General features: G+C 59.3%; 22 protein-coding genes. 13 read left to right on the forward strand and 9 right to left on the reverse strand.

The window, feature by feature from the left end; translation table 11 throughout:
- Positions 1–21: 21 nt before the first annotated feature.
- Genes FOY96_RS05375 through iolB form a run of 7 tightly spaced genes read left to right on the forward strand, consistent with a single transcriptional unit; the run spans position 22 to position 8,382 of the window.
- Positions 22–951, forward strand: coding sequence for a substrate-binding domain-containing protein (locus tag FOY96_RS05375; protein ID WP_033146190.1), 930 nt, complete (start codon positions 22–24; stop codon positions 949–951).
- 48 nt (positions 952–999) lie between these two features.
- Entirely contained in the window at positions 1,000–2,547 is a 1,548-nt protein-coding gene (locus FOY96_RS05380) for a sugar ABC transporter ATP-binding protein (protein WP_047060733.1), read from the forward strand.
- Between the two features lie 11 nt (positions 2,548–2,558).
- Positions 2,559–3,587, forward strand: coding sequence for an ABC transporter permease (locus FOY96_RS05385; RefSeq protein ID WP_028014045.1), 1,029 nt, complete (start codon positions 2,559–2,561; stop codon positions 3,585–3,587).
- A gap of 8 nt (positions 3,588–3,595) precedes the next feature.
- Positions 3,596–4,729, forward strand: coding sequence for a Gfo/Idh/MocA family protein (locus FOY96_RS05390; RefSeq protein ID WP_010433892.1), 1,134 nt, complete (start codon positions 3,596–3,598; stop codon positions 4,727–4,729).
- Positions 4,730–4,741: 12 nt separating this feature from the next.
- Positions 4,742–6,646, forward strand: coding sequence for a bifunctional 5-dehydro-2-deoxygluconokinase/5-dehydro-2-deoxyphosphogluconate aldolase (locus FOY96_RS05395; RefSeq protein ID WP_058841776.1), 1,905 nt, complete (start codon positions 4,742–4,744; stop codon positions 6,644–6,646).
- A gap of 11 nt (positions 6,647–6,657) precedes the next feature.
- A complete protein-coding gene (gene iolE, locus FOY96_RS05400) occupies positions 6,658–7,548 on the forward strand; it encodes a myo-inosose-2 dehydratase (RefSeq protein WP_087823096.1) in 891 nt (296 codons plus the stop codon).
- A 9-nt stretch (positions 7,549–7,557) separates the two neighbouring features.
- The gene (gene iolB, locus FOY96_RS05405) at positions 7,558–8,382 is read left to right on the forward strand and encodes a 5-deoxy-glucuronate isomerase (protein ID WP_143346611.1); all 825 of its coding nucleotides are present in this window, start codon (positions 7,558–7,560) and stop codon (positions 8,380–8,382) included.
- Here iolB and FOY96_RS05410 read toward each other — a convergent pair.
- The gene (locus tag FOY96_RS05410; protein WP_143346612.1) at positions 8,369–9,562 is read right to left on the reverse strand and encodes an MFS transporter; all 1,194 of its coding nucleotides are present in this window, start codon (positions 9,560–9,562) and stop codon (positions 8,369–8,371) included. The two genes, iolB and FOY96_RS05410, sit on opposite strands and share 14 nt — an antisense overlap.
- A 115-nt stretch (positions 9,563–9,677) precedes the next feature.
- Between FOY96_RS05410 and FOY96_RS05415 the strand changes: the two genes are divergently transcribed.
- Positions 9,678–10,121, forward strand: a complete 444-nt coding sequence (locus FOY96_RS05415; RefSeq protein ID WP_023308780.1) for a winged helix-turn-helix transcriptional regulator — start codon at positions 9,678–9,680, stop codon at positions 10,119–10,121.
- Between the two features lie 10 nt (positions 10,122–10,131).
- Here FOY96_RS05415 and FOY96_RS05420 read toward each other — a convergent pair whose 3' ends face one another.
- The 3 genes from FOY96_RS05420 to FOY96_RS05430 are packed head-to-tail and all read right to left on the reverse strand — an operon-like array spanning position 10,132 to position 12,634.
- Positions 10,132–10,875: an alpha/beta fold hydrolase gene (locus tag FOY96_RS05420; protein WP_143346613.1), complete on the reverse strand. Its 744-nt coding sequence runs from the start codon at positions 10,873–10,875 to the stop codon at positions 10,132–10,134.
- Between the two features lie 11 nt (positions 10,876–10,886).
- A complete protein-coding gene (locus FOY96_RS05425; RefSeq protein WP_143346614.1) occupies positions 10,887–11,354 on the reverse strand; it encodes a DUF6130 family protein in 468 nt (155 codons plus the stop codon).
- 50 nt (positions 11,355–11,404) lie between these two features.
- Positions 11,405–12,634, reverse strand: a complete 1,230-nt coding sequence (locus FOY96_RS05430; protein WP_143346615.1) for an MFS transporter — start codon at positions 12,632–12,634, stop codon at positions 11,405–11,407.
- Positions 12,635–12,731: 97 nt separating this feature from the next.
- On the opposite strand from FOY96_RS05430, the gene FOY96_RS05435 reads away from it, so the two are divergent.
- Positions 12,732–13,622, forward strand: a complete 891-nt coding sequence (locus tag FOY96_RS05435; RefSeq protein WP_143346616.1) for a LysR family transcriptional regulator — start codon at positions 12,732–12,734, stop codon at positions 13,620–13,622.
- Here the strand turns inward: FOY96_RS05435 and FOY96_RS05440 are convergent.
- Positions 13,619–13,807: a YfgG family protein gene (locus FOY96_RS05440; RefSeq protein ID WP_029739958.1), complete on the reverse strand. Its 189-nt coding sequence runs from the start codon at positions 13,805–13,807 to the stop codon at positions 13,619–13,621. The genes FOY96_RS05435 and FOY96_RS05440 overlap by 4 nt on opposite strands.
- A 353-nt stretch (positions 13,808–14,160) precedes the next feature.
- Between FOY96_RS05440 and FOY96_RS05445 the strand changes: the two genes are divergently transcribed.
- Positions 14,161–16,401 (forward strand): EAL domain-containing protein, encoded by a 2,241-nt coding sequence (locus FOY96_RS05445; RefSeq protein ID WP_143346617.1) that lies wholly within the window; start codon positions 14,161–14,163, stop codon positions 16,399–16,401.
- A gap of 4 nt (positions 16,402–16,405) precedes the next feature.
- Here FOY96_RS05445 and ppx read toward each other — a convergent pair whose 3' ends face one another.
- From ppx to purM, 4 genes are all read right to left on the reverse strand, one after another.
- Positions 16,406–17,944 (reverse strand): exopolyphosphatase, encoded by a 1,539-nt coding sequence (gene ppx / locus FOY96_RS05450; protein WP_023308773.1) that lies wholly within the window; start codon positions 17,942–17,944, stop codon positions 16,406–16,408.
- Positions 17,945–17,947: 3 nt separating this feature from the next.
- Positions 17,948–20,008, reverse strand: a complete 2,061-nt coding sequence (gene ppk1 / locus FOY96_RS05455) for a polyphosphate kinase 1 (protein ID WP_033146179.1) — start codon at positions 20,006–20,008, stop codon at positions 17,948–17,950.
- Positions 20,009–20,215: 207 nt separating this feature from the next.
- Positions 20,216–20,857 (reverse strand): phosphoribosylglycinamide formyltransferase, encoded by a 642-nt coding sequence (gene purN, locus FOY96_RS05460; protein WP_023308771.1) that lies wholly within the window; start codon positions 20,855–20,857, stop codon positions 20,216–20,218.
- Complete coding sequence (gene purM, locus FOY96_RS05465; RefSeq protein WP_008501643.1) at positions 20,854–21,891, reverse strand: phosphoribosylformylglycinamidine cyclo-ligase; 1,038 nt, start codon at positions 21,889–21,891, stop codon at positions 20,854–20,856. Before purM ends, purN begins: the two co-directional genes overlap by 4 nt.
- A 266-nt stretch (positions 21,892–22,157) precedes the next feature.
- Here purM and FOY96_RS05470 point away from each other — a divergent pair, with 266 nt between their 5' ends.
- From FOY96_RS05470 to uraA, 3 genes are all read left to right on the forward strand, one after another.
- Positions 22,158–23,588, forward strand: a complete 1,431-nt coding sequence (locus FOY96_RS05470) for a 6-phospho-beta-glucosidase (protein WP_143346618.1) — start codon at positions 22,158–22,160, stop codon at positions 23,586–23,588.
- Positions 23,589–23,815: 227 nt separating this feature from the next.
- Positions 23,816–24,442, forward strand: coding sequence for a uracil phosphoribosyltransferase (gene upp, locus FOY96_RS05475; protein WP_023308769.1), 627 nt, complete (start codon positions 23,816–23,818; stop codon positions 24,440–24,442).
- An 83-nt stretch (positions 24,443–24,525) separates the two neighbouring features.
- Entirely contained in the window at positions 24,526–25,815 is a 1,290-nt protein-coding gene (uraA, locus tag FOY96_RS05480; protein ID WP_023308768.1) for a uracil permease, read from the forward strand.
- The last annotated feature ends 64 nt before the right edge of the window (positions 25,816–25,879 follow it).

Here is a 25,879-nt window from a genome sequence, read left to right on the forward strand (position 1 = left end):
CCTACACAGAGAGACATAATAATGAAAAAACTGATCGTAGCCGCCCTCATCGCCATGACGTCCGGGGCCGCCCTCGCCGAAAACGAGCAAATTGTTTTCAGTACGCCAAACCTGGCCATGCCGTTTGAAGTTCACATGCAGCGCACGGCGGTGAAAGCCGCAAAAGAGATGGGCGTGAAGCTTCAGGTGCTGGACGGGCAGGGCAGCTCGCCGAAGCAGGTAGCTGACCTGGAAAACGCCATCACCCGCGGGGCGCAGGGATTTATCGTCTCCCCGAACGACGTGAACGCGGTCTCCAGCGCGGTGGATGAGATTCAGGATGCGAAGCTGCCGATCGTCACCCTTGACCGCTCCGTCGACAGCCAGAAGAAAGTGCCGCACTTCGGCGCCAACAACTACAAGGGCGGCCAGGCGGTTGGCGACTTCGTTAAAACCAAATTCCCCGACGGCGCGGACATCATTCTCCTCACCGGCCAGCCGGGCTCCTCTTCCAACATTGAACGCACCAAAGGGATCCGCGACAGCCTGAAGGCGGGCGGGGATAAGTACAAGATCGTCGCCGATCAGACCGGCAACTGGATGCGTTCTGAAGGAATGCGCATCGTTGAAAGCGTTCTGCCTTCGCTGCCGAAACGTCCGCAGGTGATCCTCTCCGCCAACGACGATATGGCGCTGGGCGCGATTGAAGCGCTGCAGAGCCAGGGCGTGAAGCCGGGCGAAATCCTCGTGACCGGGTTTGATGCGGTGCCGGAAGCGCTGGCCCGCGTGCGCGACGGCTGGCTGGCGGTAACGGCGGATCAGCGCCCGGGCTTTGCGGTACAGACGGCGATGAGCCAGCTGGTGGCCAACGTGCGCGAGAAGAAAGCCATCACCGGCGCCGACTACCCGCCGACGCTGATCACCAAAGAGAACCTGCAGCAGGCTGAGCGTATCGGTGAGGCCGGTAACTAATATGTCCCGAGCCGCCTCTGGCGGCTCATCATGAGGAGGAGCAGACTGATGTCGCAACCCTTACTGAAAGTGACCGACCTGGCAAAAAGCTTTTCCGGCGTCTGGGCGCTGAGCAGCGCTCAGCTGACCGTTGGCAGCGGCGAAATTCACGCCCTGCTGGGGGAAAACGGGGCGGGAAAATCCACGCTGCTGAAGGCGCTCGCGGGCGCGCAGCCGCAAACGCGCGGGGATATCTGGTTCAACGGCGAAACGCTGCCGGTGGACGACTCCCCGGTGGCGCGCCAGAACAAGGGCATTATCACCATCTATCAGGAATTCAACCTGCTGCCCAACATGACCGTCGCGGAAAACATGTTTCTCGGTCGCGAGCCGCGCAGGCGTAACCTGATCGTCGACGAAAGGGCGGTCAACCAGGAGGCGCAGGTCATTCTCGATTACCTCCAGCTGAACGTTGCGCCGACCACGCCTGTCGCCCGCCTGAGCGTCGCCCAGCAGCAGATGGTGGAGATCGCCCGGGCGCTGACCCTCAACGCCCGATTAATCATTATGGACGAACCTTCCGCCGCGCTGAGCGACAGCGAGGTGGAAAGCCTGCACCGCGTGGTGCGGGAGCTTAAAAACCGCGGCGTGAGCATTATTTACGTTACCCACCGTCTGCACGAAGTTTTCCAGCTCTGCGATCGCTTCACCGTTTTCCAGGACGGCCGCTTTACCGGCACCGGCGCGGTGGCGGAGACCAACGTCGAACAGCTGATCCGTCTGATGGTCGGGCGCGACGTGGCCTTTAACCGCCGTCCGGCCAGCGAAACGCATCATGAAGACAAACCCGTCCGCCTGGCGGTGAAGGGGCTGAGCCGCGAAAAGCCGCCGCTGGATCCGCACGGCATCGCCCTGCACGACATCAGCTTCCACGTCCACGCCGGGGAAGTTCTGGGCATTGCCGGGCTGGTGGGCGCGGGACGTACCGAAGTGGCCCGCTGCCTGTTTGGCGCAGATGCGTTTACCTCCGGGAGCTTTGAGCTGGACGGCGTGCCGTACCAGCCGCGCGACCCGCTGTATGCCCTCGATCAGGGCGTGGCGCTGGTGCCGGAAGACCGCAAAAAAGAGGGGGCGGTGCTGGGGCTGTCGATCCGCGACAACCTGTCGCTCTCCTGTCTCTCCTCGCTGCTGCAGTGGCGCTGGTTCGTGAACACCCGCAAAGAGGACGATCTGATTGAGTCCTACCGCAAGGCGCTGCAGATCAAAATGGTCAACAGCGCGCAGGAGGTGCGCAAGCTCTCCGGCGGCAACCAGCAAAAGGTGATCCTCGCGCGCTGCATGGCGCTCAACCCGCGGGTGCTGATCGTCGATGAGCCGACGCGCGGCATCGACGTGGGGACCAAATCGGAAGTGCACCAGGTGCTGTTTGACATGGCGAAAAAGGGCGTGGCGGTGATCGTGATCTCCTCCGATCTGCCTGAAGTGATGGCGGTGTCCGACCGGATCATCACCCTCAGCGAAGGCCGGGTGACCGGCGAGATCCACGGCGACGATGCCAACGAAGAACGGCTGATGACGATGATGGCCATCAACCACAACGCCCTGAACGCGGCATAACGGAGTTTCTCATGACGCAGATGATTTCTAAAACGCAGGCCCCGGTCAAACGCGCCGGACGCATCGATCCCATCGCCTTCTTCGAGCGCTTCGGGGTGCTGATTTTCATGATCCTGCTGCTGATCTTCTTCCAGTCGCAGAACAGCAACTTTTTCTCTGAACGCAATATTTTCAACATCCTGACCGAAGTGTCTATCTACGGGATCATGGCCGTGGGGATGACCTTCGTCATTCTGACCGCCGGGATCGACCTCTCCGTGGGCTCCATTCTGGCGGTGTGCGCCATGACCGCGGCGTACGTCATTAAGGGCGACAACTTCACCACCGTCGACCCGAACGCCTGGGGCGGCATGAGCTGGCTGATTGGGCTGGGGATTTGTCTGGCGATGGGCACGGCGATTGGCTTCCTGCACGGCCTGGGCGTCACCCGCCTGCGCCTGCCGCCGTTCATCGTCACCCTCGGCGGGATGACCATCTGGCGCGGCCTGACGCTGGTGATTAACGACGGTGCGCCGATTGCCGGTTTCGACCCTGGCTACCGCTGGTGGGGACGCGGGGAGCTGCTCGGCATCTCCATTCCTATCTGGATCTTCGCCATCGTCGCCGTCGGCGGCTATCTGGCGCTGCATAAAACCCGCTGGGGCCGCTTTGTCTACGCCATCGGCGGCAACCCGGAGGCGGCGCGACTGGCGGGGGTGAACGTCAAGCGAGTGCTGGTCAGCGTCTACGTGCTGATCGGCTGTCTCGCGGGGCTGGCGGGCTTCATCCTGAGCGCGCGTCTGGGGAGCGCCGAGGCGGTGGCCGGGATCTCCTTTGAGCTGCGCGTCATCGCCTCGGTGGTGATCGGCGGCACCTCGCTGATGGGCGGCTACGGGCGCATCGGCGGCACCATTATCGGCTCCATCATCATGGGCATTCTGATTAACGGCCTGGTGCTGATGAACGTCTCGGCCTACTACCAGCAGATTATCACCGGATTAATTATCGTTCTGGCGGTGGCATTCGATACCTATGCCAAAAGCCGTCGCGGCGCACTGTGAGGATCACGATGAAAGAGGTTCGTATTGGATTAATTGGCACCGGGTATATCGGCAAGGCGCACGCTATCGCCTATGCCCAGGCCCCGACGGTGTTCAACCTGCGCGGCAGGCTGGTGCGCGAGATGGTGGCGGAAGTCACGCCGGAGCTGGCGGCAGCGCGCGCGCAGGCGTTTGGCTTCAACCGCTCCACCGGCGACTGGCGGGCGCTGGTGGCCGACCCGGCCATTGACGTGGTGGATATTTGTTCACCCAACCATCTGCATAAAGAGATGGCGCTGGAGGCGATCCGCCACGGCAAGCACGTCTACTCGGAGAAGCCGCTGGCGCTTAACGCCCACGACGCGCGTGAAATGGTCGACGCCGCGAAGCGGGCCGGGGTGAAAACGCTGGTGGGGTTCAACTACATGAAAAACCCGACGGCGCAGCTGGCGAAGGAGATTATCGCGCGAGGCGAGATTGGCGAGGTGATCCACTTCTACGGCACCCACAACGAAGACTATATGGCCGACCCGCTTTCGCCCATTCACTGGCACTGCTTCAAAGAGACCGCCGGGCTGGGGGCGCTGGGCGACCTCGCGGCGCATATCGTCAACATGGCTCAGTACCTGGTGGGGGATATCGAGCAGGTCTGCGGCGACCTGAAGATCGTGGTCCCGGCGCGACCGGCGAAGGCCGGATCGTCTGAGATGATTGCCGTTGAAAACGAGGATCAGGCTCACGCGATGGTGCGTTTTGCGGGCGGGGCGCAGGGCGTGATTGAAACCTCCCGCGTTGCCTGCGGCCGCAAGATGGGGCTGTCGTACGTCATCACCGGAACGAAAGGCGCCATCAGCTTCACCCAGGAGCGCATGGCCGAGCTGAAGCTCTATCTGCATGACGATCCTGTGAACCGCCAGGGGTTCCGCACGCTGCTCGTCGGCCCGGCGCACCCGGACTACGCCGCGTTCTGCATGGGCGCGGGCCACGGGATTGGCTTTAACGATCAAAAAACGGTGGAGGTGCGTGACCTGGTGGACGGGATTGCCGCCGACGCGCCGATGTGGCCGGACTTCGAAGAGGGCTGGAAGGTGTCGCGCGTGCTGGACGCGATTGCGCTCTCGCACCGGGAAGGCCGCTGGCTGAACGTGAACGACATTGTCTGATGAGGTATCAACGTGGAAAAGCAGTTTGATGTGATATGCATGGGCCGCGTGGCGGTAGACCTCTACAGTCAGCAGATTGGTGCGCGTCTGGAGGATGTATCGAGCTTCGCCAAATATCTCGGCGGGTCGTCGGGTAACGTGGCGTACGGCACCGCGCGTCAGGGTTTACGTTCGTCGATGCTGGCGCGCGTCGGCGATGAACATATGGGCCGCTTCCTGCGGGAAGAGCTCAACCAGGTGGGCTGCGATACCAGCCATCTGATTACCGATAAACAACGCCTTACGGCGCTGGTGCTCCTCGGCATTAAAGACCGGGACACCTTTCCACTGATTTTTTATCGCGATAACTGCGCGGATATGGCGATTACCGCCAGCGATGTGGACGAAAGCTACATTGCCTCCGCACGTTGTCTTGCCATCACCGGGACTCACCTTTCTCATCCGCAGACCCGCGAGGCGGTGCTGACGGCGCTGGGCTATGCCCGCCGTCACGGCGTGCGCACGGTGCTGGACATCGACTATCGTCCGGTGCTGTGGGGGCTAACCTCCTTAGGCGACGGCGAAACGCGTTTTATCGCCGCCGAGAAGGTCACCCGCGAGCTGCAGGAGGTGCTGCACCTCTTCGACGTCATTGTCGGCACCGAAGAGGAGTTTCACATTGCGGGCGGCAGCACGGATACCCTGCAGGCGCTAGGACAGGTGCGTGCCGTCAGTGACGCAGCGCTGGTCTGCAAACGCGGGGCGCTCGGCTGCTCGGTCTATACCGACGCTATTCCGTCCCGGCTGGACGACGGCCTGACGGTGACCGGCGTGCGCGTGGAGGTGCTGAACGTCCTCGGGGCGGGGGACGCGTTTATGTCCGGCCTGCTGCGCGGCTACCTGAACGACGAAGGCTGGGAGCAGGCGTGCCGCTACGCCAACGCCTGCGGCGCGCTGGTGGTTTCGCGCCACGGCTGCGCCCCGGCGATGCCGAGCAAAATCGAGCTGGATGACTATCTCTCGCGCGCTGCTAATGTGCCGCGCCCGGATCTCGACCCGCGTCTTAACCATCTCCACCGGGTGACCACCCGCCGCCGCGAATGGCCGGAGCTGTGCGTGATGGCCTTCGACCACCGCAGCCAGCTTGAGGATATGGCGATGCAGTGCGGCGCGTCGCTTAAGCGCATTCCGGCGCTGAAGCAGCTGATCCTGCAGGCCAGCCGCGAGGCGGCGAGCCGCGCCGGGCTGGAGGGCAAAGCCGGTCTGCTGTGCGACGGCACCTTTGGTCAGGACGCGCTGAACGCCATCACCGGGGAAGGGTGGTGGATTGGTCGCCCCATTGAGCTGCCGGGATCCAGGCCGCTGGAGATGGAGCACGGCAACATCGGCACCCAGCTTATCAGCTGGCCGCAGGAGCACGTGGTGAAGTGCCTGGTCTTCTTCCACCCGGAAGATGCCCACGGCCTGCGCCTGGAGCAGGAGCAGAAAATCGCCGAGGTGTACCACGCCTGCTGCCGGTCCGGGCACGAGCTGCTGCTTGAGGTGATCCTGCCTGCGACCATGCCGCGCAGCGACGAGCTCTACCTGCGCGCCATCTCCCGCTTCTACAACCTCGGCATTTACCCGGACTGGTGGAAGCTGCCGCCGCTCTCCGCCGACGGCTGGACGGCACTGAGCGAGATTATCGAACGCCGGGACCCGCACTGCCGCGGGGTGGTGATCCTCGGCCTGGACGCCCCGGCGGAACAGCTGCGCGCCGACTTCAAAGCCGCAGCGGGGCAGACGGTAGTGAAAGGCTTCGCCGTGGGGCGCACGCTGTTTGGCGATGCCTCCCGCGCGTGGCTGAAGCACGATATTGACGATGCGCAGCTGGTGGCGCGCATCCGGGACAACTACCTGCAGCTTATCGCCTGGTGGCGCGAGCGCGGACACGCATAATGGAGACGACAATGAGTGTGCAATTAGGCATTAACCCGCTGACGTGGACGAACGACGATCTGCCTTCTCTCGGCGCGGAAACCTCGCTGGAAACCTGTCTGAGCGAAGGTAAAGAGGCCGGTTTTGCCGGCTTCGAGCTGGGCAATAAATTCCCGCGCGAAGCGCGCCTGCTTGGCCCCATCCTGCAGCGTCACGACCTGCAGCTGGTCTCAGGCTGGTACTCCGGCCGCCTGCTGGAGCGCAGCGTGGAGGAGGAGATCGCCGCCGTGCAGCCGCACCTGACGCTGCTGCGCGAGCTGGGAGCGAAGGTGCTGGTGTTTGCGGAAGTGAGCGGCTGCATTCACGGCGAGCAGCAGACCCCGGTGCATCTGCGCCCGCGCTTCCCGCAGGAACGCTGGAAGGAGTACGGCGAGAAGCTCACCGAATTTGCCCGCTATACGCAGCAGCAGGGCGTGCAGATTGCCTACCATCACCATATGGGCACGGTGATTGAGTCTGCCGAGGACGTGGACAATCTGATGACTCACACCGGGGAGGCGGTCGGACTGCTGCTGGATACCGGCCATCTGACCTTTGCCGGGGCCGATCCGCTGGCGGTGGCGCAGCGCTGGGCGTCGCGCATCAATCACGTTCACTGCAAAGACGTGCGCGCCGACGTGCTGGCGGACGTGAAAAACCGCAAAACCAGCTTCCTCGATGCGGTGCTGAGCGGCGTGTTTACCGTGCCGGGCGACGGCTGCGTCGATTACCCGCCGATTATGCGGCTGCTGAAGGCGCAGGATTATCACGGCTGGCTGGTGGTCGAGGCCGAGCAGGATCCGGCGATTGCCCATCCGCTGACCTACGCCCGTCTGGGGTATAACAACCTGAGCCGCCTGGCGCGCGACGCCGGACTGATTTGAGGAGGGAACATGTCACGTCTGTTATCACGCTGGCAACAGCCGAACGCGGAGGGGCGCTCCCAGTGTGTTACACCGGAAGGCGCAGGGTGGGGCTACGTCGGCTTTGAGGCGTATGAGCTGCAGGAGGGGCAGACGCTGACGCTGCCCGCCGTCAGCGAAGAGCGCTGCCTGGTGCTGGTCGCCGGGCGGGCCTCCATCAGCACGCCTTCCGCGCAGTTTAACGATATCGGCGAGCGGATGAGCCCCTTCGAGCGCATTAAGCCGTGGGCGGTGTACGTCGCCCCGCAGGAATCGGTGCAGGTGAAGGCGCTGACGACGCTGGAGCTGGCGGTCTGCGCCGCGCCGGGCAAAGGCACGTATCCGACGCGGCTGATTGCCCCGCAGGATATCGACGGTGAAGCGCGCGGCAAAGGTCACAACCAGCGCTACGTGCATAACATTTTGCCGGAAGACAGGCCCGCCGACAGCCTGCTGGTGGTGGAGGTGTGGACCAGTGAGGGCTGCACCAGCTCGTACCCGAGCCACAAGCACGACACGGATAACCCGCCGCAGGAGACCTATCTGGAGGAGACCTACTACCATCGCCTCAACCCGGAGCAGGGGTTCTGCATGCAGCGCGTCTACACCGATGACAGAACGCTGGATGAGTGTATGGCGGTCTATAACCGTGACGTGGTGATGGTGCCGAAGGGCTACCACCCGGTCGCGACGATGGCCGGGTATGACAGCTACTACCTCAACGTGATGGCCGGCCCGGTGCGCAAATGGATGTTCACCTGGGAAGAGGACCACGCGTGGATTAATCGGGATTATCCCGCGGTCAGCGGTGGCTAGCGCGGGTTAGCCACCAGAACACCAGCGCCAGCAGGCTGACCGAGGCGCCAAGCAGGCAGACGCCCGGCCAGCCGGCACAGGCATACGTCATCGTTGTGCCGAGCGCGCCGAGCCCGCTGCCGACGGCATAAAACAGCATATAAAGCCCGACCAGCCGGCTGTGCGCCTCGGGACGGGTGCGGAAAATCATGCTCTGATTAGTGACGTGCAGCGCCTGACCCCCCAAGTCGAGCAGTATGATGCCGATAAGCAAGATTCCGAGTGAACGGTCCATCAGCGACAAGGGCCACCAGGCTAACAGTAAGATACTCAGCGCCGCCGCGCTGGTGCGTTGGGCATATCCCCGATCGGCCCAGCGTCCTGCCCGGCCAGCCGCCAGCGCGCCCACCGCGCCAGCCAGTCCAAACGCGCCAATCACTGTATGCGAAAAGTTAAACGGCGGTGCGCTCAGCGGCAGCACCAGCGCGCTCCAGAAAATGTTGAACGATGCAAACATCAGCAGCGCCAGCACGCCGCGTATCTGCAGCACTTTTTCCTGCCGCAGCAGCGTGAGCATTGAGCCAATCAACCGCGGATAGCTCATCGTGGCAGTGACGGCTGGCAGGGCGGGGAGTCGCCACCACAGAGGTAACGCAATCATGAGCATCAGCGCGGCAGCACAAAGATAGACCCCGCGCCAGCCCGCGATATCGCTGATGCCACCGGCAAAGACGCGAGCGAGCAGCAAACCTGTGAACACGCCGCCCTGTGCCGCGCCGACAACGCGTCCCTGTTCATGGGGCGACGCGGCGCTGGCGGCGTAGGCGATCAGCCCCTGCGTCATGGCCGTGCCCAACATACCTGTCGCAAGCATACCGATAAGCAGCGCTGAAGAGGACTGTGCCATGCTGACGGAAACCAGCGCCACCACCAGAGCAATCAGCTGTACTGCCATGAGTCGTCGACGATCCACTTTGTCACCCAGAGGAACGAGGAGCAAAAGAGCCAGCGCGCAGCCAATTTGTGTCGCGGTCACCACGCCCCCCACGGCCGCATGGCTGATGCCGAAATCGTTCGCCAGCGCGTCAAGCAAAGGCTGGGCGTAATAGACGTTTGCCACGCTTAGGCCGCTGGCGGTGGCGAACAGCCAGACCATGCTGCGCGGCATGTCGGCTGAAGGAAGGGCTGACGTCAGTGACATGTTCAAAATCCTCGCTTGTGATAATCTGGTTTTAAAATGAAACTGGTTGAATGCTAGGCTAGGTGGTTTTAAAATGCAACTAGTTATAGGGTGGCCTTTGCGAGGAAAACAGGTGATGTCCCGAAATACGGTAAAAGAGGAATATTGTCCCGTTGCCCGCAGCGTTGACCTGCTCGGGGATCGCTGGTCGCTTCTTATTGTGCGTAATGCGTTTGACGGCATGACGCGCTTCGGGGATTTTCAGCGCAGCCTTGGGGTGGCGCGCAACATCCTTTCTGACCGGCTTCGCAAGCTGGTTGAGGCAGAAATCCTGACGTTACAGGGAGCATCGGACGGCACGGCTTATCAGGAATATGTTCTGACCGACAAAGGCGAACGTCTTTTCCCCGTGATCGTGGCGCTGCGTCAGTGGGGAGAGCAAAATCTGTTTGCGCAGGGCGAGCGTCACTCGCTGCTGGTCGACAGGCGGACGGGCAGGCCGGTTCCCTTTATGGCGCCAGCAGCGCATGACGGCACTGCGCTGCTGCCGGTGGATACGGAAGTGCAGAAGATCGAATGAGTCACTCCGGTTAATTACTGCTTATCGCCTGCTCAATCGTCCGGGCGACGATCTGCGGCTGGCTCACCATCGACACGTGGCTTGCCGCCACCTCGGCGGTTTTCGCATGGATCGTCTTCGCCATCGCCCGTTCAAGATCGGGGTTGATCATTCGGTCATTCTTGCTGACCACATACCAGCTCGGTTTATCATGCCACGCCGCGTGGGTGACCTTTTCACCAAACGCCTCGGCCTTAATTGGCCCCTGCGTGGCTGCAGTCGTGTTTTGAGTGTCTGGCTTCACGTCAGGCGCGAAGTCCTTTCTGACAGCTCCTGTCGGCAGGTATAAATAGCCGTCCGCCGTTTTAGCAATGCCCGCGCTGCCCGGCGGGGCAGGATAGCTTCCTGCCAGATCCGCAGTCGACTGGCCGGAATCCGGCGCGAACGCCGCCACGTACACCAGCGATTTTACCCGCGCATCGTTGCCCGCCTCGCTAATCACGGTGCCGCCCCAGGAGTGGCCCACCAGCACCACCTCACCCTCGGCGCGGGCGATGGCCCGCCGCGTGGCCGCAACGTCATCCTTAAGCGACGTGAGCGGGAGCTGGACGGCAATGACCTCGGCGTGCTGCTTCTGCAACAGGGTAATCACCTTATTCCAGCTGCTGCCGTCGGCAAACGCGCCGTGCACCAGCACGACGCTGGTTTTACTCTGCGCAAAGGCGCTGGCGGAAACCGCCAGCAGGCTTGCCGTCACTACAGACAGTGCTTTCATCTTCAGACTCCTTAAAAGTGGTGGACCGTCGCGTGGGGCGGGACGGTGAATTCAACGGTTTTGTGGTCGAGCGGCTTGTGCGTCGGGTCGGCCAGAATAATCGTCACCTTGTGTTTACCGGCGGGTAGCCCCACGAGGATCACCGGCTCTCCGCTGGCGTCAGCCCAGTGCCACGGCGCGTCATCCACCACCACGTGAATGTGACCGATGCGCGGGGTGACCTTGAGCGCCACCGGGCCGAATACCGGCTCGATGCGCAGGTTTTCGGCCCGATACTGGATAAACACCGCGCCTTTGCTCAGCGGCCCGGCAAGCGGCGGATCGACTATCAGCTTTGCGGGCGGCTGCGGCTGCGCCAGCGGCGCAACGGCGGCGGGGCCGTTAACGTCCGCGGCGCTCAGGTTATCCAGCGGCGTGGTCCGGGCATGGGCTACAGAGGCCAGGAATAGCAGGGGGAAAAGTGCATAGCGACGAATCATGGGTTCTCTCCTTATCGGTTGTGAATGACGACAGGGAAAGAAAACCATTTTTATGTATCGGAGATATTTGCCGGAGGCGGCGTTTTGTACCCGTTTGTTAGCGTGGCGCTCTGGATACAGTGCGATACAGTTTGCCTGCCTGGACGACGCACAATCGCTATCGCCAGCCCGGCAATCACCAGCGTCAGGCCCGTTGATACCCACATTGCACCCGCGATCCCCAGCGTTTTATTCAGCCACGCATAGGCAAACGGTGAGGCTGCCGCCATCAGCTGGCCGGGGATAAGCAGCATGCCCGTGCGGCGGGCATAGCTTTCGGCGCTAAACAGCTCCAGCGGCAGGGTGGCTTTCACAATGGTGACCAGCCCGTTGATGGCGCCGTAGCCCAGCACGAACCCGGCCGCACACCACGCAAACAGGGCGCTGCTCATCCCCAGAAGAAAGCAGAGCGGCATGGCGAGCGCGGTAAAAAGCGTCAGTTTGAAGGGGGTTAAGCGGGCACCCGCCAGCACTTCCAGCGAGCGGGCGCCCGTCTGGCCGACTCCCCACAGCATGCCGATGGCGACCGGCAGGCCGAAGTGGGCAATAAACTCCGGCAGATGGGTGGACGTGCCGTTAGAGACAAAGGTGATGAGGGCAATGAAGGCAGCATAAAGCCAGGCGTTACGCCGCTCGTTGTTCAGCGGCGGCGCGGTGACCTTTGTCGTCACCGTCAGCCGCTGCCGGGGAAGCGTTCGAATCAGCATCGCGCTCAGCAGGCCGAAGAGCGCGTAGACGCGCAGCGCTTCCTGCCAGCTCATGACCTGAAGCAGAGCATCGCCCAGCGGCCAGAAAACGGCGGAGGCCAGCCCGCCCGCCAGCGTGACGCGTGAGATTGTTCTTCGCGCCTGCTGCCCGTAGAGGTTTACCAGCGCGGCGAACAGCGCGTCGTACAGCGACAGGCGCATCCCTACGCCGCCGATCAGCCAGGCGCAGTACCAGCCAAAAAGCGTCTGGGTATAGGCCATCCCTGCGCAGCTTGCGGCGATCAGCAACGTGCCGCTCATCACCACTTTCTGACCGCCAAAGCGTGCTAGCAGGCGGGCGACAAACGGAGAAACCGCCGCCATGACCAGCATCGCCAGCGTCAGGCCGAGGTAAATCTGCGGTGATGACCATCCCCGGTCGGCTGAAATCGCTAGCGCAAAGGTGCCGGGCATATAAAACGAGATCCCCCAGTTGATGAGCTGATTACATCCCGCCATGAGGGCGAGGCGGCGAGGCAGGGCGGGTGTTTCCATTGTTTTTCATTCCGTTATGCAGTTGTCCTGAGCATAACTCGCGCGCTATTGTGCTGGCAGGGCAGCAACCTTATGCGCGGTATAAGAGAAACTTTGAATGACAACGCTTAATCTGGGCTATCTCGCCACCTTCCGTCTGGTGATACAGCGCGGCAGCTTTTCAGCGGCAGCGGATGCGCTGGGTATTTCCCAGCCTGCCGTCAGCCTGCAAATACGTCAGCTGGAGCAGTTTCTGCAAACGCGGCTGGTGGAGCGTACCGGACGAGGGATTAAGGCTACGGCTGCCGGGCAGGCGTTGCTGGCGCACGGGGAGCGTATTCAGCAGGCGGTGGATGACGCTATCCGGTCCGTGAGCGCATTCAGCCACGATGTGAGCGGCACCATTACGCTTGGCACGGGGGCAACGGCCTGCATCCATCTTCTGCCGCCGCTGCTGGAGAAGCTGCGCAAGGACTATCCGCTTCTGAGCGTGGGGGTGACGACGGGCAACACCCTCGACATCGTCAGGGCCATCGAAGAGAACCGGCTCGATATGGGGCTGGTGACGCTGCCGGTGAGCGGCAGAGCGCTGGACGTCATGCCGGTAATGGACGAAGAGTTTGTTTTTATCGCGTCGCGGGAGCAGCAGGATGCTTTCAGGGGTTTTACCCCGGAGGCGCTGCACGCTCAGCCGCTGATTGCCTTTGAATCAGGCAGCGGTACCCGGGCGCTGATCGATGGCTGGTTTGCGGCTAATGGATTAGCGATCGCACCGGTGATGCAGCTTGGCAGCATCGAGGCGATCAAACGCATGGTTCGCGCGGGGCTGGGCTACAGTATTGTGCCGAGAATGGCGGTCGAACAGGATGCCGATCGCGAAGGGCTATGCGTGATGTCGCTTACGCCTATGCTGCAGCGGCAGCTGGCGGTGGTAATGCGGCAGGATAAAATCCTCAGCAAAGGGATCGCGGCCATTATTCGGCTCGTGCAAGATCCTTCGGCTGTTTAGCGGTCAGCGGTGTCGACGGTCAGGCTGGATTGCTGCGACTGGGTTTTGTCCTGATGGTGGTACCAGGCGCCAATTGAAGAGTAAACGAAGCGGCCAAAGAAAAACAGGAAGCTGATGAGCAGTATGATGCGGGTCATTCGGGTATTAAATTGATGTCGTTTGCGCATACGCGTGACCTGACTCACTCTGTTTTTCCTGGATAAGCCCTTTTGGGCGACGAGGATATTAAGGCACAGCGGGAAGGCGGGGTCAATTCTGCTGTGTGTAAATAACCGTCAATGTTTACATTGATTAATGTTATTGAAATTAATTAATGCATTTACCATATTGATAATATGAAGAAAATAATTTCAAAAAAAACGCCGCAAAAAGTTATTTGCGTAAAGTAGTTTGATTTAAGTCAACGGCTTCCCGGCCCTGATATTTAAAATCCTTCCTCCATACAGTTCGCCCCTCACCTTGCCGGGCGGCGCGTACGTCAGGTTGGATGCCTGTCTTTATTTTCCCTCTGGAGCGAAAGGGGTTTAACCGGGCATCTATGAACATTCTGGCTTTCCTGAAAAAAAATGAAAACCGCTGGTGGGCATTGCCGCTTATTTTGCCTGTGGTTTTACTTCCCGTGCTGAGCATTGCGAATACGTTCACGCAGCTGGGCGACGGCATTGCGGCACTCTATTATTTACCCCTCTCATTTTTGCTTTCGCTGATGATGTTCTTTGGCCTGGAAGCGCTGCCCGGGATCGTATTGTCGCTGTTTATCCGCTATTACCCGTCGGTCGGGATGTTTGAAACCGTCGCGGGGATCCTCCATTTTGTCGTCCCTTTAGTGCTCAGCTGGGGTGGCTACCGGGTGTTTGCGCCCAGACGGAATATGACCGCGTACGGCGACGTGCGGCTGATGGCGCAGCGCATCTTCTGGCAGGCGTTCTGCCCCGCGACGCTGTTTCTGGTGCTGTTTCAGTTTGCGGTGTATTTAGGCGTGTATGAGAGCCGTCAGAGCCTTGCGGGATTAAATCCCCTCAATATTCGCACGCTCATCAACTATCAGACGCTGCTGGTCAGCGGCCTGACGGGCGTGCCGCTGAGCTATCTGCTGATCCGCCTGCTTCGTCATCCGCGCTATATCAAAAGCCTTCTCTCGCAGATCCGTTCCGAGATAGACAAAAAGGTGACGGTCGTTGAGTTGTTGGTGTGGGCTATCGCGCTTGGCGGGCTGCTTTCGCTGCTGCTGCTTCCGATGAATGAGAACAGCTCCATTTTCACCACCAACTATACTCTTTCCCTGCTGATGCCGGTGATGCTCTGGGGCGCGATGCGTTTTGGCTATAAGCTGATTTCGCTTATCTGGACGCCGATACTGCTGGTGTCTATTCACTATTTTTACCGCTATATCCCGGTGAACCCGGGGTATGACATTCAGCTGGCGATCACCTCTTCCAGTTACCTGGTCTTCTCGTTCGTGGTGATTTATATGTCGATGCTGGCGACCCGGCAGCGCGCAGCGAACAAACGCTCCCGCAGGCTGGCGCTGCTCGACCCGGTCGTCCATATGCCTAATCTGCGGGCGCTGTCGCGCGATCTGGCGAAAAACCCGTGGTCGGCGCTCTGCCTGCTGCGCATTCCGGAGCTGGAAATTCTGGGCCGAAATTACGGCGTGTTGCTGCGCATTCAGTACAAACAGCAGCTGGCGCAGTGGGTGAATGGCATTCTCCAGCCCAATGAGCTGGTGTATCACCTGACCGGGTATGACCTGGCGGTACGGCTTAACGCGGAATCGCACCAGCAGCGGATTGAGGCCCTGGACGAGCACATCAAGCAGTTCCGCTTTGTCTGGGACGGCATGCCGCTGCAGCCGCAGGTGGGCGTGAGCTATTGCTATGTCCGGTCCCCGGTTAACCATCTTTATCTGGTGCTGGGCGAGCTGGGCGTGGTTGCCGACCTGTCGCTCTCCTCCAACCATCCGGAAAACCTTCAGCAGCGTGGGGCCGTCCATTTGCAGCGCAGCCTGAAGGATAAAGTTGCGATGATGAGCCGCCTGCAAAAGGCGCTCGATAACGACGAATTCGCCCTGCTGGTTCAACCCGTTTGCGGCATGCGTGGCGATTGCTATCACGAAGTCCTGCTCCGAATGCCGGATATAAACGGGCTATTGATTTCCCCCGACCAGTTCCTGCCCGTCGCGCAGGAGTTTGGTCTCTCCTCGCGGGTAGATTTATGGGTGCTCGAGCACACCCTGCGCTTTCTCGCCGCGCATCGCGAAAGACTGCCCGGCCAGCGCTTTGCCATTAATCTTGCCCCGTCGACCGTGTGTCGGGTGCAGTTTCCGCTTGAGGTGAGTCGCCTGCTGGCGAAATACGCCATTGAGCCGTGGCAGCTAATCTTTGAAGTGACGGAGTGCAGCACCTTTTGCAATGCGGAGCAGGCGCTACACATCCTCCGGCAGCTGCAGAAAATGGGGGTACGTATTGCAATTGATGATTTTGGCACCGGCTATGCGAGCTATGCGCGGCTGAAAAGCGTGGACGCGGATATTCTCAAGATTGACGGCAGCTTTATTCGCAATATCGTCAACAACAGCCTGGATTATCAGATTGTGGCGTCTATCTGCCATCTGGCGCGCATGAAAAAGATGCTGGTGGTAGCGGAGTATGTCGAAAGCGAAGAGATACGTAGCGCGGTTCAGGCGCTAGGCATCGATTATGTGCAGGGTTATCTGATTGGCAGACCGGCACCGCTTGAGTCACTGCTGGAAGCAGAGGCGTCCACCGCGGACGCCTGAGCCGTTACGCGGCGACGTCGGCGCTCTCTTCTTCAATTTTGAGCAGCCAGCCGGTGACCGCTTCCCAGTACTGCTGCTCTTTTTCCAGGTCCAGCAGGACCAGCGCGTTCTGGCTGAACCAGTCGTGCGGGAAGCTCAGCGTCCAGTGATGGTCGTCGGTTTTAAGCTTCAGCGTAGGCGGCGTGGTGGTGGCCTGACGCTGGTTATTGAGCAGCACGCCCAGACGCAGCAGCTGAATAAGCGGCAGAAACTGTTTTTTCTTGAACAGCGTAAAGCGCGGCAGGTCGTCGAGCTTGATGGCCTTGCGGTGATAACGCACCAGGGTCGCCATCATGGTTTGCTGCTCCTGGTTGAAGCCAGGCAGATCGCTGTTTTGCAGAATGTAGGCCGAATGGCGGTGCATCCCGCTGTGGTTGATGTTCAGCCCCACCTCGTGCAGCATCGCGGCCCATTTCAACAGCGCGGCAAGCTGCGGGTGCGCGAGCTTCGGATTCTGCTCCTGCCACTGTTCGTACATCTGCACCGTGGTGTCCAGCACGCGCTTCGCCTGTTCACGGTCGATGTTGTATTGATTGGCGAGACTTTGCGCGGTGCGGCTGCGAATATCCTGATGGCGGAAGCGGCCTTCCATCTCATACAGCACGCCTTCACGCAGCGCGCCGTCCGACAGACGCAGCTCTTTTATGGCGAGGGCATCAAACACGCCGCAGAGAATAGCCAGCCCCGGCACGAATACCGCTTTACGCTCGTCGGAAAGACCCGGCAGGCTTAAGGCGTCAAAACTTTTATGCTTCAGCACTTCTTCGGTCAGCAACGTCAGGCGTTCGGGCGTGATAAACCCGTCTTTTTCACCCATCGCCAGCAGCACTTCATGCGCCGCCTTGATGGTGCCCGACGCGCCCAGCGCCACGTTCCAGCCCTGAATACGGTACTGCCAGGCCAGGTTTTCCAGCTTCTGGACAGCCGCCATACGCGCGCGCTGGAAGTTCTCGCGGGTGATGGTGCCGCCCGGGAAATACATCTGCGCGAAGCTGACGCAGCCCATTCGGCGGCTTTCCACCAGGCGCGGCTCAAAGTCTTCGCCGATCACCAGCTCCGTAGAGCCACCGCCGATATCGATAACCAGCTTGCGCCCTTTTTCCGGCTGGGTGTGCTCGACGCCCATGAAAATCAGACGCGCTTCCTCGTTGCCGGAGATGATCTCAATCGGGTAGGGGATCACTTTTTCGGCCCGCTTGAGGAACTCCGGGGCGTTCAGGGCCTGGCGCAGGGTGTGAGTGCCCACGATGCACACGCTGGAGGGCGAGAAGCCCTGCAGGCGTTCAGCAAACAGCGACAGGCAGTTTAACCCGCGCTCCATCGCCTCTTCGCTGAGCATGCTGCGTTCATCAAGACCATCCGCCAGGTGTACGCGCTGCTTCAGACGACCGATGATCTGCAGCGCGCCATCCACCTCACGGGCGATGACCATGTGGAAACTGTTAGAGCCAAGGTCGACCGCGGCGAATTCCTGCGGGCGTGGGGTCTTATCATTTATCGGCATAGGTTAATCGGGTTGCTCGAGTGATTTGATATAGTCGTAAATCGCCAGTTGCGACCGCACTTTGCGGCGGTTGCCGCGCGGTACATAGCGGTTACTGAGTTCTTTGTCGATATAGCGTGCTTTCACGGTATCGCTGAACAGAATCTCGATGATGTCGAGGATCTGCTGCTTCAGTCGCGGATCCAGCAGCGGTGCCGCGACTTCAATACGGTAGTCAATATTGCGCGTCATCCAGTCTGCCGAAGAGAGATAGACCTGTTTATCACCCGCATTATCAAAAATATAGATCCGATCGTGTTCCAGGTAACGGTCAACAATGCTGATCACGCGAATATTGTCGCTGATGCCTTCCAGTTCCGGGATCAGCGAGCACATGCCGCGGATCAGCAGGTTAACCGGCACGCCGGAGCTGGATGCCGCGTACAGCCTGTCCACCAGCCCTTTGTCGACCAGGTTGTTAAGCTTCAGCGTGATGCCGGACGACAGCCCTTTCTGGGCATTGGCGATCTCTTTATCGATCATATCGTACAGCAGGCGGCGCGAGTTCTGCGGCGAGACCAGCAGATAGTCAAAGCTCACCGGACGGTACGGGTTTTCGATAAAGTTAAAGACCCGGCGCACTTCGTTAGTGATGCGGGCGTCGGCGGTTAAGAGCGAGTAGTCGGTATAAATTCGCGCCGTTTTCTCGTTAAAGTTCCCGGTACCGATGTGGGCATAACGCACAACATCGTCACCCTCTTTGCGGGAGATCAGGAACAGCTTGGCGTGAATTTTCAGCCCCGGCGCGGAGAAGATAACGTGTACGCCCGCTTCCGTCAGACGGCGCGCCCAGTGAATATTTGCCTCTTCGTCGAAGCGCGCCTGCAGCTCAACCACCACGGTGACTTTTTTGGCGTTGTGCGCCGCATGGATCATCGCATCGATGATGCGGGAATCTTTTGCCACGCGGTAGATGTTGATTTTGATCGCCAGGACGCTCGGGTCGAAAGAGGCCTGACGCAGCAGTTCCAGCACGTGCTCGAACGTGTGGTACGGATAGTAGAGCAGGACATCGCGTTCGCGAATGGCGTCGAACCCGTTGCGGAATTTATCAAACCACAGATGGCGCAGGCGCGGCAGCGGCTTGTTCACCAGATTGGCTTTGCCGACGTTTGGGAAGCCAATAAAGTCTTTAAAGTTGTGGTAGCGGCCACCCGGCACGATGGAGTCATAGCGCGAAATGGTCAGCTTCTCGCGCAGCATCTCCACCATGGCGTCCGGCATATCGCGCTGATAAACAAAGCGCACCGGCTCGGCCGTCAGGCGCTGTTTGAGGCTGGAGGACATCAGCTCCATCAGGCTGGCTTCCATCTCGTGCACCAGGTCATATTCGGCGTCACGGGTCATCTTCATCGAGTAGGCGTTTAACGCATCGTAATCGAAGAAGCCTTTAAAGATGTCGTCCAGGCAGTAGCGCAGGATGTTATCCAGCAGGATCATTGGCTTGCGTCGGCGCGGGGTTTCCGGCGGCAGGTTCACAAAGCGTGGCACCTTGTCGGACGGGATCTCCAGCAGCGCGTAACGGATAGACTCACCGCGAATAATTTCCACCGCCAGGTAGGTGTAGTCATCTTTCAGGAACTGCACCAGATCGGTTTCGCGGTTGATCAGAATCGGGGTAATGTGCTGGCGCAGATAGTGTTTGAAGTAGTGGCGCAGCCAGTTTTGCTGGTTAACGGAAAGCTGGCGTTCGTTAATCAGGAAGATTTGATTGCGCGCCATCTCCAGCAGCAGTTCGTTATACAGGCCGTCAAATTCCTGATCGGCTTTCAGCACGCGGGACTGGATTTTGCCCAGCAGATGCCGCGAGTGCGAGTTTAAGCCCTGTTCTTCGCTGATGATGATGCGTCTTTTCAGCTCGGCAAAGCGAACCTTGTAGAACTCATCCAGGTTGTTGGAATAAATGCCCAAAAAACGCATGCGCTCGATAAGCGGGTTACTTTTGTCTGCCGCTTCCTGGAGTACACGTTCGTTGAATGCTAACCAGCTTAGCTCTTTCTCGATATATAACTTTTCCTGACCCATTACAGCTCACACTCCAGTTCAATCACAGGACGTGGTAAATCCGTCTCGTCCTTATTATGGCGAGCATTTCCACGATATGTCCAACAGTGCCAGAAAAGTATGACAGTTATTTTTTTTGTTGGGGATTTTAGAAGGTTGGAGAAGGGAATATCGGGTAATGCAATGAACAGGTCGGGTAAGCGCAGCAGCGCCACCCGACGTAACAAACTACTCTTCCGCCGCATAACCCTGCGGGGGTAACTTCACGCCGTCCAGCCAGGCTGCGCCGTCGCGCATCTCGAGACGCCCGTCGACAAACCAGCTGACCACCAGCGGGTAAATGGCGTGTTCCTGGGTCTGCACGCGTTCGGTCACGTCTTCTTCGCTGTCGCCGTCAAAGACCGGAACTTTCGCCTGCAGGATCACCGGGCCGCCGTCCAGCTCGTCGGTAACGAAATGCACGGAGGTGCCGTGCTCCTCATCGCCGTTTTCCAGAACCTGACGATGGGTGTGCAGGCCGGGATATTTCGGCAGCAGGGAAGGGTGGATATTCAGCAGACGACCAGCGAAGTGTTCGACGAAGGCCGGGCTCAGAATACGCATATAGCCCGCCAGCACGACCACGTCCGGCGCGTAGGCATCAATCTCATGCACCAGCTCGCGGTCAAAGGCTTCACGCCCGGCGAACTGGCTGGCTTCCAGCGCGTGCGCGGGAATGTTCGCTTCCCGCGCACGCTCAAGGCCGAACGCGTCGGCCTTGTTGCTGAAAACTGCCCGAATGGTGCCATTGATTTTCTTCTGCTTGCAGGCGTCTATGATGGCCTGCAAATTGCTTCCGTTGCCGGAAATGAGCACCACGATGTTTTTCATTCAATGACCACACGCTGTTCGGAATCGGAAGCTTTAATCGTACCGATTTTCCACGCGTTTTCACCTTTTTCAGTCAGCAGCTTAACCGCTTTATCCGCTTCGCTTGCCGGCAGGGCGATAACCATGCCCACGCCGCAGTTAAAGGTGCGGTACATTTCGTGAGAGCTCACGTTGCCTGCGGTCTGCAGCCAGTTAAACACGGCTGGCCACTGCCATGAGGATTCGTCGATCACCGCCTGGGTGTTGTCCGGCAGGACGCGCGGGATGTTTTCCCAGAAGCCGCCGCCGGTCAGGTGAGCGATAGCGTGAACGTCGACGTTCTCGATAAGCTCAAGCACGTTTTTCACGTAGATGCGGGTCGGCGCCAGCAGATGGTCAGCCAGCGGTTTACCGTCCAGCTCGGTGGTCAGCGGATCACAGCCGCTCACTTCGAGGATTTTACGCACCAGGGAGTAGCCGTTGGAGTGCGGGCCGCTGGAGGCGAGCGCGATCAGCACATCGCCATCGGCCACTTTGCTGCCGTCGATAATTTCTGATTTTTCTACTACGCCGACGCAGAAGCCCGCGACGTCATAATCTTCGCCGTGATACATGCCCGGCATTTCTGCGGTTTCACCACCGACCAGCGCACAGCCGGACTGCAGGCAGCCTTCGGCGATACCGTTAATCACGCTGGCAGCGGTATCCACGTCCAGTTTGCCGGTTGCGTAGTAATCGAGGAAGAACAGCGGCTCTGCGCCCTGTACCACCAGGTCATTCACGCACATCGCGACCAGATCGATACCGATCGTGTCGTGACGTTTTAAATCCATCGCCAGGCGCAGTTTAGTGCCTACACCGTCAGTACCCGAGACCAGAACAGGTTCACGATATTTTTGCGGCAGCGCGCACAGTGCGCCGAAGCCACCCAGACCACCCATCACTTCCGGGCGGCGGGTTTTTTTCACCACACCTTTGATTCGGTCAACCAGCGCATTACCTGCGTCAATATCAACACCGGCATCTTTGTAGCTGAGAGAAGTTTTGTTGGTCACGGCTTAAATCCCCACGCGATTGCATAGCTAGTAAGAAAAATCGGCGCAATTCTAACAGTCCAGGCAAACGTTTGCGAGCCTATTCTGGACGTGGGGATCTTTTTTTCTATGTACCTCGTGAATGCAGCCAAACTTGACTCTGTTCACGAAAATGAAACCGGTTTCTGAGAACTGCTTGCAACGATTATTCCCTTTGCACATCATCGAACTGAAACCGGTTTCTGTAATTGTTTTTGCAGAAAATAACGCAGAATGAGGGAAAGCGAATGTCGGGATTTAAAGCAGATTTTCTGTGGGGCGGGGCCGTTGCGGCGCACCAGCTGGAAGGCGGCTGGAAAGAGGGCTGCAAGGGCGTGAGCGTCGCCGATGTGATGACCGCGGGGGCGCACGGCGTGCCGCGTGAAATCACCAACGGCGTGCTGGAGGGGAAAAATTATCCTAACCATGAAGCCATCGATTTCTACCACCGCTATAAAGAAGACATCAGACTCTTTGCCGAGATGGGGTTCAAATGCTTCCGTACCTCTATTGCCTGGACGCGGATCTTCCCGAAAGGTGACGAGCTTGAGCCTAACGAGGCTGGCCTGAAATTCTATGACGATCTGTTCGACGAATGCCTGAAGTACGGCATCGAGCCGGTTATCACCCTGTCTCACTTCGAGATGCCTTTCCATCTGGTTACGGAATACGGCGGCTGGCGCAACCGTAAGCTGATCGACTTCTTCGTTCGTTTTGCAAAAGTGGTGTTCCAGCGCTACCAGCATAAGGTGAAGTACTGGATGACCTTCAACGAGATCAACAACCAGGCTAACTTCCACGAAGACTTTGCGCCGTTCACGAACTCCGGGCTGAAGTACGCGCCGGGTGAAGACCGCGAGCCGGTGATGTTCCAGGCGGCGCACTATGAGCTGGTGGCCAGCGCCCTGGCGGTGAAGGCGGGGCGAGAGATTAACCCGTCGCTGCAGATTGGCTGCATGATTGCCATGTGTCCTATCTACCCGCTGACCTGCGCGCCGGACGATATGATGATGGCGATGAACGCCATGCACCGCCGCTACTGGTTCACCGACGTGCACGTGCGCGGCAAGTACCCGCAGCACCTGCTCAACTACTTCGAACGTCGCGGTTTCGCGCTGGATATCACCGAAGAAGATAAAGCCGCGCTGACGCAGGGCTGCGTCGATTACATCGGCTTCAGCTACTACATGTCCTTCGCCACCAAGGCGACGGCGGACAACCCGCAGCTGGATTACGACGAAAGCAAGAGCCTGGTCTCTAACCCGTACGTGCAGAAATCCGACTGGGGCTGGCAGATTGACCCGGTCGGGCTGCGTTACTCCCTGAACTGGTTCTGGGATCACTACCAGCTGCCGCTGTTTATCGTTGAGAACGGCTTTGGCGCGATCGACGTGCAGGAGAGCGACGGCACGGTGAACGACCAGTACCGTATTGATTATCTGGCCGCCCATATCCGCGAGATGAAAAAAGCGGTGGTGGAAGATGGCGTGGAGCTGATGGGCTACACCCCGTGGGGCTGCATCGACCTGGTGTCTGCCGGTACGGGCGAAATGAAAAAACGCTACGGCTTTATCTTTGTGGATAAAGACAATGAAGGAAACGGCACGCTGAACCGCAGTAAGAAAAAATCGTTCGACTGGTATAAGCAGGTGATTGCGAGCAACGGCGAGAACCTGTAATTGTCGGGTGGCGCTAACGCTTACCCGACCTACACTACACGTAGGCCCGCGTAAGCGCAGCGCCACCGGGCAGAACCCCGCACCCAAGCCGGAGTCTCGCCTCCGGTTTTTTTGTCTCTAAATCACTTTGCTTGATACACGTCAAGCAACATGGGTATGGCCTAATCCGAAAAAAGCGGTATAATCCCGCGATTTTTTTGCGGACGCCACCTCAGAGGAGAAAGAGAATGAAGATTGTGGAAGTGAAACACCCACTCGTTAAACACAAGTTGGGCCTGATGCGTGAGCATGACATCAGCACGAAGCGTTTTCGCGAACTGGCATCTGAAGTCGGCAGCCTGCTGACTTACGAAGCGACCTCTGATCTGGAAACAGAAAAAGTCACCATCGAAGGCTGGAACGGCCCGGTGCAGGTTGAGCAGATCAAAGGTAAGAAAATTACCGTGGTGCCAATCCTGCGTGCCGGTCTCGGCATGATGGAAGGCGTGCTGGAGCACGTGCCAAGCGCGCGTATCAGCGTGGTGGGTATCTACCGTAACGAAGAAACCCTTGAGCCGGTTCCTTACTTCCAGAAGCTGGTCTCTAACATCGACGAGCGTATGGCGCTGGTGGTTGACCCAATGCTCGCGACCGGTGGCTCTATGATCGCCACCATCGACCTGCTGAAAAACGCGGGCTGTAACAGCATTAAGGTGCTGGTACTGGTTGCGGCGCCGGAAGGGATCGCGGCGCTGGAAAAAGCGCACCCGGACGTTGAGCTGTATACCGCCTCTATCGACCAGGGCCTGAACGAGCACGGGTACATCATCCCGGGGCTCGGCGATGCCGGCGATAAGATCTTTGGTACGAAATAATCGAATAACGATAAATAAGCCGACTTTGATAGTCGGCTTTTTTTTGAATAAAACACCAACAATACTACACAGAGGAAAACACTATGACGCGCCGTGCTATCGGGGTGAGTGAAAGACCGCCGCTTTTACAGACTATCCCGCTTAGTTTGCAGCACCTGTTCGCCATGTTTGGCGCAACCGTGCTGGTGCCAATCCTGTTCCACATTAACCCGGCCACCGTGCTGCTGTTCAACGGCATTGGTACGCTGCTGTACCTCTTTATCTGTAAAGGCAAAATCCCGGCGTATCTCGGGTCGAGCTTCGCCTTTATCTCGCCGGTGTTGCTGCTGCTGCCGCTGGGTTATGAAGTCGCGCTGGGCGGCTTTATCATGTGTGGCGTCCTGTTCTGCGTGGTGTCCTTCATTGTGAAGAAAGCCGGTACCGGCTGGCTGGACGTGATGTTCCCGCCTGCGGCGATGGGCGCCATCGTTGCGGTCATCGGTCTTGAGCTGGCGGGCGTCGCGGCGAATATGGCCGGTCTGCTGCCTGCTGACGGCCAGTCACCGGATTCCAAAACCATTATCATCTCGCTGGTAACGCTGGGCGTGACGGTGTTTGGCTCCGTGCTGTTCCGCGGCTTCATGGCGATTATCCCTATCCTGATCGGCGTGCTGGCGGGCTATGCGCTCTCCTTCGCGATGGGCGTGGTGGACACCACCCCGATCGCTCAGGCCCACTGGTTTGCGCTGCCAACCTTCTATACGCCACGCTTCGAATGGTTTGCTATTTTCACCATTCTGCCTGCGGCGCTGGTGGTGATTGCGGAGCACGTCGGCCACCTGGTGGTGACGGCGAACATCGTTAAGCGCGATTTAATCCGCGACCCGGGTCTGCACCGCTCCATGTTTGCGAACGGTTTCTCCACCATCATCTCCGGTTTCTTCGGCTCGACGCCAAACACCACTTACGGTGAGAACATCGGCGTGATGGCGATTACCCGCGTCTACAGTACCTGGGTTATCGGCGGCGCGGCGATTATCGCCATTCTGCTCTCCTGCGTCGGTAAACTGGCGGCAGCGATTCAGATCATTCCGGTGCCGGTAATGGGCGGCGTTTCTCTGCTGCTGTACGGCGTGATCGGCGCCTCCGGTATTCGCGTGCTGATTGAATCCAAAGTGGATTACAGCAAGGCGCAAAACCTGATCCTGACCTCCGTTATCCTGATCATCGGCGTGAGCGGCGCGAAGGTGCACATTGGTGCGGCCGAGCTGAAGGGCATGGCGCTGGCGACCATCGTCGGCGTGGGCCTGAGCCTGATCTTCAAGCTGATCTCGGTCATCCGCCCGGAAGAAGAAATTCTCGACGCGGACGACAGCGAAAAAGCGTCACATTGATCGTATTACCGGGCGAGGGATCGCCCGGTTCTCTCCTTGCAGGTTCCGTGTTAAACTCCATTCC

It is taken from the genome of Enterobacter asburiae (genome assembly GCF_007035645.1).
Lineage (GTDB): Bacteria > Pseudomonadota > Gammaproteobacteria > Enterobacterales > Enterobacteriaceae > Enterobacter > Enterobacter asburiae_B.